This window comes from Streptomyces sp. NPDC048424 (assembly GCF_040651555.1).
Lineage (GTDB): Bacteria > Actinomycetota > Actinomycetes > Streptomycetales > Streptomycetaceae > Streptomyces.
The window spans coordinates 205,186-218,535 of record NZ_JBEZKE010000007.1; the positions used below are offsets into that span (position 1 = coordinate 205,186).

Sequence of the window (13,350 nt, forward strand, 5' to 3'; positions counted from 1 at the left end):
GGTCAGAATCTACGCGCGTTGTTCACGCCTCAAAAGGGGAGATGGCATGGCGTTCGACCGCAGGACTTTTCTGGGGACCACGGCCGCGACAGGTGCGGCCGTCGCGCTGGCGGGGGCCACGAGCACCCCGGCCGCCGCGCAGCAGCAGGATGTGAAGGGCCCGGCGCCGCGGACGTACGCGTTCACGGTGATGGGCACGACCGACTTGCACGGGAACGTATTCAACTGGGACTACTTCACGGACAAGGAGTTCGACGACAAGGCGCACAACGACGTCGGTCTGGCGAAGATCTCCACCCTGGTGAACCAGGTGCGGGCGGAGAAGGGGCGGCGCAACACGCTGCTGATCGATGCCGGTGACACGATCCAGGGCACGCAGCTGTCCTACTACTACGCCAAGGTGGATCCGATCACGGCGCGGCGGGGCCCGGTGCACCCGATGGCGCAGGCGATGAACGCGATCGGCTATGACGCGGCGGCGCTGGGGAACCACGAGTTCAATTACGGGATACCGGTGCTGCGGAAGTTCGAGGAGCAGTGTGACTTCCCGCTGCTCGGGGCGAACGCCCTGGATGCGAAGACGCTGCGGCCGGCGTTCGCGCCGTACAGCATGCACCGGCTGCGGACGCCCTGCGGGCGGGACGTGAAGGTGGCGGTGCTGGGGCTGACGAACCCGGGGATCGCGATCTGGGACAAGGCCAATGTGCAGGGCAAGATGACGTTCCCGGGGCTGGAGGAGCAGGCGGCGAAGTACGTGCCGAAGCTGCGTTCCATGGGCGCCGACGTGGTGATCGTGTCGGCGCACTCGGGGTCGAGCGGTACGTCCTCGTACGGGGACCAGCTGCCCCACATCGAGAACGCGGCCGGGCTGGTGGCGGAACAGGTGCCGGGGATCGACGCGATCCTGGTGGGGCACGCGCACACGGAGATCCCCGAGTACCGGGTGAAGAACAAGGCGACCGGCAAGGACGTGGTGCTGTCGGAGCCGTTGAAGTGGGGGCAGCGGCTGACGCTGTTCGACTTCGAGCTGACGTGGGCGAAGGGCCGCTGGTCGGTGGCGAAGGTCGCGGCGAAGGTGCTGAACTCCAACACGGTGGCGGAGGACCCGAAGATCACGCGGCTGTTGTCGGACGAGCACCGCAAGGTCGTGGCGTACGTGAACCAGGTGATCGGTACGTCCACGCAGGCGATGTCCTCGGCGGACGGCCCGGTCAAGGACGTGGCGATCATCGATCTGATCAACCACGTACAGGCGGAGACGGTGAAGGCGGCGCTGGCGGGTACGGAGTGGGCGGCGCTTCCGGTGCTGTCGCAGGCCTCGTGCTTCTCGCGGACGGCGGCGATCCCGGCCGGTCAGGTGACGATCAAGGACGCGGCGGGGCTGTACCCGTTCGAGAACACGATGGAGGCGCGGCTGCTGACGGGTGCGCAGCTGAAGGACTACCTGGAGTACTCGGCGCGCTACTTCGTGCGGACGGCGCCGGGTGACGCGGTGGATCCGGCGAAGCTGACGAACGCCGAGAGCATTCCGGACTACAACTACGACGCCGTGTACGGGCTGGCGTACGACATCGACATCGCGCAGCCGGCGGGTTCGCGGATCACGGGGCTGACCTTCCAGGGGAAGGCGGTGGATCCGGCGGCTCAGTTCGTGTTCGCGGTGAACAACTACCGGGCGTCGGGCGGTGGGAACTTCCCGCACGTGCCGCAGGCCAAGCAGCTGTGGTCCAACTCGGACGAGATCCGCAACACGATCATCCAGTGGGTGAAGGCGAAGGGGACGATCGATCCGGCGCAGTTCGCTTCGGTGGACTGGCGGCTGACGCGGGCCGGCGTGCCGGTGTTCTAGTCCGTTCGCGGGTGGTGCGGCCGGGACCTGCTGGGGCGGGGTCCCGGCCGCTGTGCGTGGGGGCGGGGAGGTCGCCGGGGCGGCCGGGGGGGGGGCGGCCCGCCGTCGAGGAGGAGCGTCGTCGTGCGGGAGTGTGTGCGCGGCGGTGCGGCGGGCTGGGTGGCGGGTCAGGGGTGTTCGACGAGGGGGAGCAGTTCGCCCGCGGGTCGGGGGCGGGTGTGCTCCCGCTGTTCGAGGCCGAAGGTGGTGAAGGCGGTGCGGGTGGGTTGGGGGTAGGGCTCTTTGCCGGTGAGGGTGTTGAGGATGGCGGCGCTGCGCCAGGCGGCGAGGCCTAGGTCGGGGGCGCCGACGCCGTGGGTGTGGCGTTCGCCGTTCTGGACGAAGACGGAGCCGGTGACGGCGGGGTCGGTGATCATCCGGTAGCGGTCGTCGATGCGGGGGCGGCCGGCGGAGTCCTTGCGCAGGTAGGGGTCGAGGCCGGCGAGGAGGCTGGTGAGGGGGCGTTCGCGGTAGCCGGTGGCGAGGACGACGGCGTCGGTGGTGAGGCGGGAGCGGGTGCCCTGCTCGACGTGTTCGAGGTGGAGTTCGACCTTGGTGGTGGCGACGCGGCCGGCGGTGCGGACGCTGACGCCGGGGGTGAGGACGGCGTCGGGCCAGCCGCCGTGGAGGGTGCGGCGGTAGAGCTCTTGGTGGATGGCGGCGATGGTGTCGGCGTCGATGCCCTTGTGGAGTTGCCATTGGGCGGGGACGAGCTGGTTGCGTACGGGTTCGGGGAGGGAGTGGAAGTAGCGGGTGTAGTCGGGGGTGAAGTGTTCGAGGCCGAGCTTCGAGTACTCCATGGGGGCGAAGGAGGGGGTCCGGGCGAGCCAGGTGAGGCGTTCGCGGCCGGCGGGGCGGGCGCGGAGGAGGTCGAGGAAGACCTCGGCGCCGGACTGGCCGGATCCGATGACGGTGACGTGGTCGGCGCCGAGGATGCGTTGGCGGTTGTCGAGGTAGTCGGCGGAGTGGATGACGGGGACGGTGGGGGCTTCGGCGAGGGGGCGCAGGGGTTCGGGGACGTAGGGGGCGGTGCCGATGCCGAGGGCGAGGTGGCGGGTGTGGGTGCGGCCGAGGGCTTCGACTTCGCCGTCGGCGTCGAGTTGGGTGAAGTCGACTTCGAAGAGGTCGCGTTCGGGGTTCCAGCGGACGGCGTCGACCTGGTGGCCGAAGTGGAGTCCGGGGACGCGGCCGGCGACCCAGCGGCAGTAGGCGTCGTATTCGGCGCGGTGGATGTGGAACTGCTCGGCGAAGTAGAAGGGGAAGAGCCGTTCCTTGTGCCTGAGGTAGCTGAGGAAGCTCCAGGGGCTGGTGGGGTCGGCGAGGGTGACCAGGTCGGCGAGGAAGGGGACTTGGAGGGTGGCTCCTTCGATGAGGAGGCCCGGGTGCCAGCGGAAGTCGCGGCGCTGGTCGTAGAAGGCGGTGGCGAGTTCGCCCACGCCCTGCTGCGGCAGGCCGTGGGCGAGGGCCGCGAGGGACAGGTTGAAGGGTCCGATGCCGATTCCGACGAGGTCGTGGGGGGCATCGAGCTGGGCGGTCATCGGTGGGTGCTGCCTTCCAGGAGGGCGATGAGGGTGTCCATGTCCCCCGCGGTGGTGTGCGGGTTGAGCAGCGTGGCTTTGAGCCACAGGCGGCCGTCGGCGTGGGTGCGGCCGAGGACGGCGCGGCCTTCGTGCAGGAGGGTGCGGCGCAGGGTGGCGAGCTGGTCGTCGTCGGCGTGGGTGGGCCGGAAGAGGACGGTGGTGAGGGTGGGGACGGAGTGGAGTTCGAAGCCGGGGTGGGCGTCGAGGAGTGCGGCGAGGTCGTGGGCGAGTTCGCAGGTGCGGTCGATCAGGCGGGCGAGGCCGTCGCGGCCGAGTGAGCGCAGGGTGGTGGCGATCTTGAGGGCGTCGGGGCGCCGGGTGGTGCGCAGGGAGCGGCCGAGCAGGTCGGGCAGGCCGGCTTCGGTGTCGTCGGTGGCGTTGAGGTAGTCGGCTTGGTGGGCGAGGGGGGCGAGCAGGGCTCGGTCGGGAACGGCGAGGAGTCCTGCGGCGACGGGCTGCCAGCCGAGTTTGTGCAGGTCGACGGTGAGGGAGCGGGCGCGGCCGAGTCCGGCGAGTTTGCCGCGGTGGCGGGGGCTGAGGGCGAGGAGGCCCCCGTACGCGGCGTCGATGTGGAGGTCGGCGCCGTACCGGTCGCAGAGGTCGGCGATGCGGTGGAGGGGGTCGATGAGTCCGGCGTCGGTGGTGCCGGCGGTGGCGGTGACGAGGGTGGGGCCGGGGGTGGCGGCGAGGGCGACGGCGAGCCGGGCCGGGTCGAGGACGCCGGCGGGTGTGGGGAGTTCGGTGGCCGGGCGGAGGCCGAGGAGCCAGGCGGCGCGCGGGATGGAGTGGTGGGCGTTGGCTCCGTGGAGGACGGTCAGGGCGGGGCCGTGGCGTTCGCGGGCGAGGAGCAGGGCGAGCTGGTTGGCTTCGGTGCCGCCGGTGGTGACGAGGGCGTCGGCGTGGGGGGTGTCGTAGAACTCGGCGGCGAGGGCCCGGGTGAGGAGGGCTTCGACGGCGGAGGCGGCGGGCGCCTGGTCCCAGGAGTCGAGGGAGGGGTTGAGGGCGCTGGCGGCGAGGTCGGCGGCGGCCGCGACGGCGAGCGGCGGGCAGTGCAGGTGGGCCGCGCAGAGGGGGTCGGCGGGGTCGGCGGCGCCGGCGGCGAGGGTGTGTACGAGGGTGCGGAGCGCTTCGTGGTCGCCGGTTCCGCGTGTGGGCAGTACGTCGCCCAGTGCGGCCCGGACGCGGGCGGCCTGCGCCTCGGGTCCGCCGGCGGGCAGGGGCCCGCCGCGGTCGCGGGCTCCGGCCTGCAGGGCGTCGAGGACGGTGTCGAGGAGGGGCCGCAGGGCCGCGGGGCCGCCGGCTCCGCCGGCGAGCGGGGGCGGTGTGCCTGGGCCTGTGCCAGTGCCAGTGCCGGGCGGCGCGGTCATCGGGTCCTCCGGTGCTGGGAGGGGTGCGGTGCGGGGCACCCTGCCAGTACAACGATCCGACCCGAATGGGGTAACCGCCGGGGTTTGTCCGGTGTTTCCGGTGGGTGTGGCGCCCCGGCCCCGCCTCCGTCGCCGGCGGGGCTCGAAGACCCGGGGCTGCGCCCCGGACCCCGCTCCTCGATCGCCGGAGGGGCTGAAGGAGCGGGGCGGAGCCCCGGGGACCGGGTGGGGCCGGTCAGCCCGTGCGGACGCGGAGGGCGCGGGTGAGGTCGTCGAGCTGGTCGACGAGTTTGCGGCGCAGGAGGGGGAGGATGTCCGGGTCGGCGAGGCAGGCGTGGCCGGCCTGGAGGTTGGCCTCGTCGATGGCGTAGGCGGGGAAGGCCCAGCGGCCGGCGGCTTCGCCGATGGCGGGGCCGCGGCGGGCGCCGAGGGCGACGGCGTCGGGGTAGTAGCGGGTGACGTACTCCTCGACGAGTTCGGCCTGCTCGGGCTGCCAGAAGCCCTGGGCGGTGGCGCTGAAGAGGTAGTTGGACAGGCTGTCGTCGTGGAAGAGCCGGTCCCAGGCGGCGGCCTTGGCCTCGCGGGTGGGGAGGGAGGCGCGGCAGCGGGCGGCGCCTTCCTGGCCGGTGGCGCTGGGGTCGGCGGCGAGGGCGGCGTCGATGTCCTCCTCCTCGATGGTGCCGAGGACGGCGAGGCGGGCGAGGATGCGCCAGCGCAGCTCGGGGTCGAGTGCGGGGCCGCCGGGGACGGTGTCGTCGGCGAGCCAGGAGTCGATCGTGTCGGGCCGGGTGGCGCTGTCGATGAGGGTGCGTACGGCGGTGAGCCGCAGGCCGGGCTCCGAGCCGTCCTCGGTGCGGCGGATCAGGTCGCGGGCGATGGTGGTGAGGGTGGCCAGGGCGGCGGTCCGGTCCTCGGGGGCGACGTAGCGGACGGCGACCTGGGTTCGGGCGAAGGAGAGCACGCCCTGGACGATGGCCAGGTCGTGTTCCTGCGGCAGGTGCGCCCCGGCGGTCGACAGGTAGTCCTGCGGGTCCAGTTCGCCGTCGCGGACCATGTCGCGCAGGGCGTTCCAGACGACGGCGCGGGTGAGGGCGTCGGGGATGCCCGACAGGCCGCGCAGGACCGTTTCGAGGGAGGTTTCGTCGAGGCGGACCTTGGCGTAGGTGAAGTCCCCGTCGTTGAGGAGGAGCAGCGCGGGGCGGGCGCCGCTCACGGAGACGACCTCGTCGGAGGGGATGTCGAGGGCGAGGGGTTCGCGGGGTTCCAGGGTGCTGCCGTCGGCGGGGTGGCGGTCGTAGATGCCGACGGTGATGTGGTGCGGGCGGCTGCCGCGGCGGTCGACGGTGAGGGTCCAGCCGGCGGCGCCGTGGGCGGCTTCCTCGATGCGCGGGGTGAGGGTGTCGATCCCGGTGGTGCGCAGCCAGATGTCGGCCCAGGCGCGGACGTCGCGTTCGGTGTGGGCGGCGAGGGAGTCGATGAAGTCGGCGAGGGAGGCGTTGGCGAACTTGTGGCGGGCGAAGTGGGTGTTGATGCCGGCCAGGAAGTCCTTCTCGCCGAGCCAGGCGACGAGCTGGCGCAGGGCGGAGGCGCCCTTGGCGTAGGAGATGCCGTCGAAGTTGAGGAGGGCGGAGGCGGTGTCGGGGACGTCGTCGGGGGCGGGGGCGACGGGGTGGGTGGAGGGCCGCTGGTCGGCGTCGTAGCCCCAGGGCTTGCGGGTGACGCCGAAGTCGGTCCAGGTGTCGGTGAAGCGGGTGGCTTCGGTGAGGGTCTGGTAGCCCATGTACTCGGCGAAGGACTCGTTGAGCCAGATGTCGTCGAACCAGGCGAGGGTGACGAGGTCGCCGAACCACATGTGGGCCATCTCGTGGGCGATGACCATGGCCCGGGACTGGCGTTCGGTGTCGGTGACGGCGGAGCGGTAGATGAACTCGTCGCGGAAGGTGACCAGTCCGGGGTTCTCCATGGCGCCGGCGTTGAACTCGGGGACGAAGGCCTGGTCGTACGAGTCGAAGGGGTACGGCTCGCTGAACTTCTCCTGGTACCGGTCGAAGCAGTCCTTGGTGATGGACAGGATCTCGTCGGCGTCGGCGTCCATGTGGGGTGCGAGGGACTGGCGGCAGTGGATGCCGAAGGGGAGCCCGGCGTGTTCGGTGGTCACGCTGTGCCAGGGGCCTGCGGCGACGGCGGCGAGGTAGGTGGAGATGACGGGGGTGGGGGCGGACTGCCAGATGCCGGCGCCGTCCGTGTCACGGTCGGCGAGGCGGGTGGTGATGCCGTTGGCGAGGACGGTCCAGTGTGCGGGGGCGGTGACGGTGAACTCGAAGACGGCCTTGAGGTCGGGCTGGTCGAAGGCCGGGAAGACCCGCTGCACGTCGTCCATGAACATCTGGCTGTAGAGGTACGTCTCCCCGTCCGCGGGGTCGGTGAAGCGGTGCAGGCCCTCACCGGTGCGGGAGTAGCGCATGCGGGTGTCGAGGTGCAGCTCGTGGGGGCCCTGGGTGAGGCCGGTGAGCGGGAGGCGGTTGTCCTCGAGGGCGGCCGGGTCGAGGGGGCTGCCGTCGAGGGTGACGGAGCGCAGCTCCTGCGGCTTCAGCTCGACGAAGGTGTCACCGGCGGTGCGGGCGGTGAACCGGATGACGGTGGTCGAGTCGAAGGTTTCGTCGTCGTCGCCGGTGAGGTCGAGGGTGACGGCGTAGTGGTGGACGTCGAGGAGCCGGGCTCGGAGCTGCGCTTCGTTGCGCGTCAGTGCGGACATGGGGGCCATGCTGCCCCAGCGGGCGGCGGAGCTCGATCTTCCGGTCCGCCGGCCGCTTCGGTCGGCCGGTTCCGTCTACCGGGCCCGCCCTAGGGTTCCGTCTTTCGCTGCGCGGCCGCTGCTCCGGTCCGCGGCTCCCGAGCGGCTACTCCTCGCCCGCGGCGATCGTCTCGTGGTGGCGGATGACCTCGGCGATGATGAAGTTGAGGAGCTTCTCGGCGAAGGCGGGGTCGAGCTTGGCGTTCTCGGCGAGCTGGCGCAGCCGGGCGATCTGGCTGGCCTCGCGACCCGGGTCGGCGGGCGGCAGCTGGTGCCGGGCCTTGAGGTGGCCGACCTGCTGGGTGCACTTGAAGCGTTCGGCGAGCATGTGGACCACGGCCGCGTCGATGTTGTCGATGCTGTCCCGCAGGCGGGCGAGTTCGGCGGTGACGCTCTCGTCGATGCCGCCGGCGGCGCCCTTGCCGGTGCCCGCGCCCGGGCCCGCGCCGTTGTCGAGGTCGCTGATGTTCATGGTTCCCGAGAATACGTGGCGCCGGCCGGTGAGTCTCCGGGCAGTCGATCTGTGAGACGGGGGCGGGCGGCGGGGTGTGCCCGGGCCAGACACTTGCCAAAGTGGAAAGTACTCGCCATATTGGAAATTGACCGATGCGTTGCGTTGCGATGCGTTGCGTTGCGTTGCGTTGAGTTCGAGCAAGGGGGAGTCATGGGCAAGGCAGTGGAGGCGGCCGGGGCACTGGGCCGGGCGGCCGGGATGGAGAAGGCGGCCCGGGCGCGGAGCGGCTGGTACGCGCGCTACCTGTGGGCGTTCGCCGCGGGGCAGCTGGTGCTCGTACCACTGGCCGTACTGGGGCGCGGTCCGGTCGCGGTGATCCTGATGGGGGTGATCAACGTGCTGCTCGTGAGCGGGCTGAGCCTGTACGCGGCGCGGCAGCGCGTGGTGCGGCGGGGGTTCGGGGTGAAGCACGGGGTGCTGGTGGGGTCCTGGGCGGTGGTCTTCGCCCTGATGGTCCTGCTCGGCACCACGGTGTTCGGCCGCAGCGTGCCGTTCGCGGCGGGGGCCGCGCTGGCGTGCGCGCTGCCGCTCGCGCTGGGGGCGTGGTCGGAGATGCGGGGTGCGGCATGACGGGCGAGGGGATCACGGCCGGGGCGGGCCCGGCCGGCCCGGCCGGCCCGGCCGGGGGCGCGGAGGGGAAGCGGGCCGGTCATCCGCGGCACGACCTCGCGCCGCTGCTCAACGCGCCCGTACGGCTGTCGGTGGTGGCGGCACTGGAACCGCTGGACAAGGCCGAGTTCGGTTTCGTACGGGACCTGGTCGAGGTCACGGACTCGGTGCTGTCCAAGCAGGTCGCGGCGCTGGAGGAGGCGGGATGGGTGGCGGTCCGCAAGGGGCGCGTCGGGCGTCGCCCGCGCACCTGGCTCTCACTGACCCCCGAGGGCCGGACCGTCTACCAGCGCCACCTGGCCGCACTGCGGGCGATCGCGCTGGGCTAGACCGGTTGGCTGCGCCGCTCGGGCGGGGTACGGGGGGCCGGTTGGGCCGAGGCCGAGCGGGCGGGGCGGGGGCCGGTTGCGCGGGTTGGCTGCGCCGCTCGAGCCGGGTACGGCGGGGGCCGGTTGGGGCGGGGCCGGGCCCCGGTTGGCTGCGCCGCTCGGGCCGCGTACGGCGGGGGGCCGGTTGTGACGGGGCCGGGCCCCGGTTGGCTGCGCCGCTCGAGCCGGGTACGGCGGGGGCCGGTTGGGGCGGGGCCGGGCCCCGGTTGGCTGCGCCGCTCGGGCCGGGTGCGTGGGGGCCGGTTGGGGCGGGGCCGGGCGCCGGTTGGCTGCGCCGCTCGAGCCGGGTACGGCGGGGGCCGGTTGGGGCGGGGCCGGGCGCGCGCCGGGGTGTCTCCTCGGACGCCGAACGTGACGAGGGGTCGGAGACCTCGGCGGCAGTGCGTTCGACGCCCTGCGGGGATCACCCCGACACACACCCGACCCCGCCCCAACCGGCCCGCTTCGATCCCAGCTCCAGCGACCATTCGGCTACGCCGAAAGCACTCCAGCCTCGCAGCACCAAGTCCAGCCTCGCCGCACCACTCCAGCCTCGCCGGCGTTTGAGGCGCGGGGTCCGGGGCGGAGCCCCGATCTTTGACCCGCACCATCCAACCCCGCCGCACCACCTCCGGCCTCGCCGCACCAAAATCCAGCCTCGCCGCACAATCCGACCCCGCCGCACCAAATCCAGCCTCGCCGGCGTTTGAGGCGCGGGGTCTGGGGCCGAGCCCCGGGCTTTGAGCCGCACCGCCTCCGGCTTCGCCGCACCGTATTCAGCCCCTCCGGCGATTGAGGAGCGGGGTGCGGGGCCGAGCTCCGGGCTTTGAGCCGCACCGCCTCCGGCTTCGCCGCACCGTATTCAGCCCCGCCGGCGATTGAGGCGCGGGGTGCGGGGCCGAGCCCCGGGCTTTGAGCCGCACCGTCCAGCCTCGCCGGCGATTGAGGCGCGGGGGCCGGGCGGACACCAGTGGCGGGGCCGCACCGGGAGGCGGCGGCGTTACAGCGGCAAGGTCGCCGTGACGAGCCAGCCGCCTTCGGGGGTGGGGCCGGCGGTGAGGGACCCGCCGAGGGCTTCCGCGCGTTCGGCCATGCCCGCCAGGCCGTAGCCACCACCGCGCGCGTCCTCGGAGAGCCTGGCGGGGCGACCGCCGTCGTTGGCGATGCGCAGTTCGAGCCCGGCGGGCACGACGCGCAGGCCGACACGGACGGCGGTCGCGGTCGCGGCGTGCTTGCCGATGTTGGTGAGGGCTTCGAGGACGATGCGGTGCGCGGTGGCCGCCACGTGGGCGGGGAGGCGGTCCTCCAGGCCGTTCTCGATGTAAAGGGCGACGGGCGGTCCGGTCCGGGCGAAGCGCTCGGTGAGCCCGCGGATCTCGGCGAGTCCGGCGACGGGGGCGGTGGCGGTGGCGGCCGTGGAGCCGTCGTCGTTCTCGCGGAGGATCTTGACGAGACGGCGCATCGAGACGAGGGCCTCGTCCCCGGCGGTCTCGATGCGGCCGAAGATCTCGCCCGCGCGTTCGGCGGAGACCTGGGTGAAGCGGGCGGCCCGCGCCTCGACGACGATGCCGGTGACGTGGTGGGCGACGAGGTCGTGGAGCTCGCGGGCGAGTTCGAGGCGCTCGGCGGTGCGGACGGCGTGCAGGTCGCGTACGCGCTGCACGGACTGGAGGCGCAGGAGGAGGGAGTACGCGCCGACGACGACGGCGAGGACGGAGAAGAGCAGGGTGAACCGGCCGGGGTCGGTGTCCCGGACGGGTACGGCCATACAGCCGAGGCCGAGCAGCGGGCCGAGGACGGCGGCGGTGCGGGCGGGGGCGCGGAGCAGGACCTGCGAGAGCAGGACGAGGAGGGCGATGGCCTCGCCGCCGCCCCAGACCACCAGCGGGTGGTGGCCGAACATCAGGAAGAGGGTGACGGTCCAGGTGACGGCGGCGGCGAACCAGGCGCGGGTCAGCAGCGGGATGGCGGGCCAGGGCGCGGCGCTGAGGCAGACGAGGATGCCGGACACCCAGACGGCGGCGTGCGGGAGGCTGGGCTGGCGGGCCAGGACGACGCCCTCGAAGGTGACGAGGGCGAGGAGGACGAGGGAGAGGGAGAGGCGGAGCCCGTCGGCGGTGTGCGGGTGGCGGCGGGCCCAGCTGGACAGGGGGCTCACCGGGTGCCCCCTGGCCGGGTACGGGTGCACGTGCGGGCCCGGCTGCGCGGGTACGGCCCGGCTGCGCCGAAGCCCCCCGGGGCCCCACCCCGGACCCCGCGCCTCAACCGCCGGCGGGGCTGAATGGTGCGCGGCCGCGCCGGAGGCCATGGCGGGGCCGCGGGCAGGGCTGCCGAGAGCTCGGCCCTCGGGCACACCGGCACCAGAAGCCCCGGCAGAGGCGCCCGCAGGCCAGCTGAGTGCCCCGCCCCCGGACCCCCGCCCCTCGAACGCCCGCGGCGCTGAATGGTGCGCGGTCGGGGCGCGCGCGGGGTGGCTGGGCGGGCCTTGGCCGTGGGGGTGGTGGGCTGTTCGGGGTGCGGCGTCACGCCGCACTGGCGGCCAGGCCGCTTTCCCAGGCCCAGGCGGCGATCTCGACGCGGTTGCGGGCGTCGAGTTTGGCCTGGACGTTGGCCAGGTGGGTCTTGACCGTGGACAGGGAGACGAAGAGTTCCCCGGCGATCTCGGCGTTGGTCAGGCCGCGCGCGAGGCAGCGGACGACCTCGCGTTCCCGTTCCGTGAGGGGTTCGGCGGGGCGGCGGGCCTGGGAGGCCGGGGTCTTCGGGGCCAACTCGCGCAGCAGCCGCACCGTGATGGCGGGCGAGACGAGGGAGTCGCCGACGGCCGCCGCGCGGACCGCTTCAACCAGCATGGCCGGGCTGGCGTCCTTCAGGAGGAAGCCGGACGCTCCGCCGTGAAGTGCCGCGTGGACGTACTCGTCGAGGTCGAAGGTGGTGACGATGACGATGTGCGGGGTGTCGCTGCCGGACAGGCGCCGGGTCACTTCGAGGCCGTCGAGCTTGGGCATCCGGATGTCGAGGAGGAGGACATCGGGGCGGTGCTCGGCGACGGCCGCCAGGGCCGCCTCGCCGTCGACGACGTCGGCGACGACCTCGATGTCCGGCTGGCTTTCGAGGATCATCCGGAAGCCGGTTCTGACCATGTCCTGGTCGTCCGCGATGACCACTCTGATCGCCATGCGCCACCTGCCCCGCTCTCGCCCGCCGCTGCCGCCTCCGGTTGCTTCCCATGGGACCGGTGCGCGCGTCGGCCCGCAACCGCACGGCGGACCGCCGGGTGGCTCGTGCGGTGCTCCGACCGACCTTACGCACGGGCGGGGCGGTGCGCCTCGTCCTTCCGGCCGGATCGCGCCGTGCGCGCCCGGCCGAAAGGACGAGGGGGTGCTACATGCTCGCCGCGGCGCTCTTGATCGCGGCGGCGAAGGTGGAGACCTCGGTGTAGACGCCGGGGTAGTTCGGGCGGGCGCAGCCTTCGCCCCAGCTGACTATGCCGACCTGGATCCAGGCGTTGTTGTTGTCGCGGCGGAACATGGGGCCGCCGGAGTCGCCCTGACAGGTGTCGACGCCGCCCTGGGGCAGGCCGGCGCAGATCTCCTCGCCGGGGACGAGGTCGCTGCCGTAGGAGGACTGGCAGCTGGCGTCGGAGACGAAGGGGACCTGGGCCTTCAGGAGGTAGCGCTGCTGGCCGCCGCCTTCGCGGGCGGCGCCCCAGCCGGCGACGGTGAAGGTGCCGTTGTCGTAGGCCTTCGTGTCGGCGATCTTGAGGGTGGGGAGGTTGATGGGCTTGGCGAGTTTGATCAGGGCCCAGTCCTTGCCCTTGCCGTTGTAGCCGGGGGCCTGGAGGACCTTGGTGGACTTGACCTTGATGGCGCTGGAGCTGTTGAGGTCGACGACTCCGGCGGTGGCGGTGATGGAGGTGTTGTTGCCGGAGCCGTTCACGCAGTGGGCGGCGGTGAGGACGATCTGCTGGGTGTAGAGGGCGCCGCCGCAGCCCATGGAGAGGCGCACCATGAAGGGGAACTCGCCCTGCGCGGCGCGGGTGCCGCCGACGACGGGGGCCGTTCCGGCCGAGGCGGAGCCGGGCTGGAGGCTGACGGCCGCGAGGGCGACGGCTCCGACGGCGAGGCTGCGCTTCATGAACTGCACAAGGGTGGTCACAGTCAACACACTGCCTTTCGTGGGGGGTTGGGCCGTGCGTGTCATTGGGTGAATGACGGGTCCATGACACATCAG

10 protein-coding genes are annotated in these 13,350 nt (G+C 72.8%); 3 read left to right on the top strand and 7 right to left on the bottom strand.

The genetic code is table 11. From position 1 onward, the window contains the following. Window positions 1-46: 46 nt before the first annotated feature. Window positions 47-1,849, top strand: coding sequence for a 5'-nucleotidase C-terminal domain-containing protein (locus AB0D29_RS13040; RefSeq protein ID WP_362853858.1), 1,803 nt, complete (start codon window positions 47-49; stop codon window positions 1,847-1,849). A 167-nt stretch (window positions 1,850-2,016) separates the two neighbouring features. Here AB0D29_RS13040 and AB0D29_RS13045 read toward each other — a convergent pair whose 3' ends face one another. The 4 genes from AB0D29_RS13045 to AB0D29_RS13060 form a co-directional block, all read right to left on the bottom strand. Beyond that, complete coding sequence (locus AB0D29_RS13045) at window positions 2,017-3,426, bottom strand: SidA/IucD/PvdA family monooxygenase (protein ID WP_362853859.1); 1,410 nt, start codon at window positions 3,424-3,426, stop codon at window positions 2,017-2,019. Beyond that, window positions 3,423-4,835, bottom strand: a complete 1,413-nt coding sequence (locus tag AB0D29_RS13050) for an aminotransferase class V-fold PLP-dependent enzyme (RefSeq protein ID WP_362853860.1) — start codon at window positions 4,833-4,835, stop codon at window positions 3,423-3,425. The genes AB0D29_RS13045 and AB0D29_RS13050 overlap by 4 nt, the downstream gene beginning before the upstream one ends. A gap of 235 nt (window positions 4,836-5,070) precedes the next feature. Further along, window positions 5,071-7,590, bottom strand: coding sequence for an aminopeptidase N (pepN, locus tag AB0D29_RS13055; protein ID WP_362853862.1), 2,520 nt, complete (start codon window positions 7,588-7,590; stop codon window positions 5,071-5,073). A 145-nt stretch (window positions 7,591-7,735) separates the two neighbouring features. Further along, a complete protein-coding gene (locus tag AB0D29_RS13060) occupies window positions 7,736-8,101 on the bottom strand; it encodes a chorismate mutase (protein WP_234323432.1) in 366 nt (121 codons plus the stop codon). Window positions 8,102-8,293: 192 nt separating this feature from the next. Between AB0D29_RS13060 and AB0D29_RS13065 the strand changes: the two genes are divergently transcribed. Beyond that, a complete protein-coding gene (locus AB0D29_RS13065) occupies window positions 8,294-8,713 on the top strand; it encodes a hypothetical protein (RefSeq protein WP_362853863.1) in 420 nt (139 codons plus the stop codon). Beyond that, a complete protein-coding gene (locus AB0D29_RS13070) occupies window positions 8,710-9,081 on the top strand; it encodes a transcriptional regulator (RefSeq protein WP_362853865.1) in 372 nt (123 codons plus the stop codon). Before AB0D29_RS13065 ends, AB0D29_RS13070 begins: the two co-directional genes overlap by 4 nt. A 1,039-nt stretch (window positions 9,082-10,120) precedes the next feature. On the opposite strand, the gene AB0D29_RS13075 is transcribed toward AB0D29_RS13070, so the two are convergent. The 3 genes from AB0D29_RS13075 to AB0D29_RS13085 all read right to left on the bottom strand — a co-directional run bounded on the left by AB0D29_RS13075 (window position 10,121) and on the right by AB0D29_RS13085 (window position 13,275). Next, window positions 10,121-11,278, bottom strand: a complete 1,158-nt coding sequence (locus AB0D29_RS13075; protein ID WP_362853866.1) for a histidine kinase — start codon at window positions 11,276-11,278, stop codon at window positions 10,121-10,123. Between the two features lie 364 nt (window positions 11,279-11,642). Next, window positions 11,643-12,296 (bottom strand): response regulator transcription factor, encoded by a 654-nt coding sequence (locus AB0D29_RS13080; protein ID WP_362853868.1) that lies wholly within the window; start codon window positions 12,294-12,296, stop codon window positions 11,643-11,645. A 205-nt stretch (window positions 12,297-12,501) separates the two neighbouring features. Further along, entirely contained in the window at window positions 12,502-13,275 is a 774-nt protein-coding gene (locus AB0D29_RS13085) for a serine protease (RefSeq protein ID WP_362853869.1), read from the bottom strand. Window positions 13,276-13,350 lie beyond the last annotated feature (75 nt).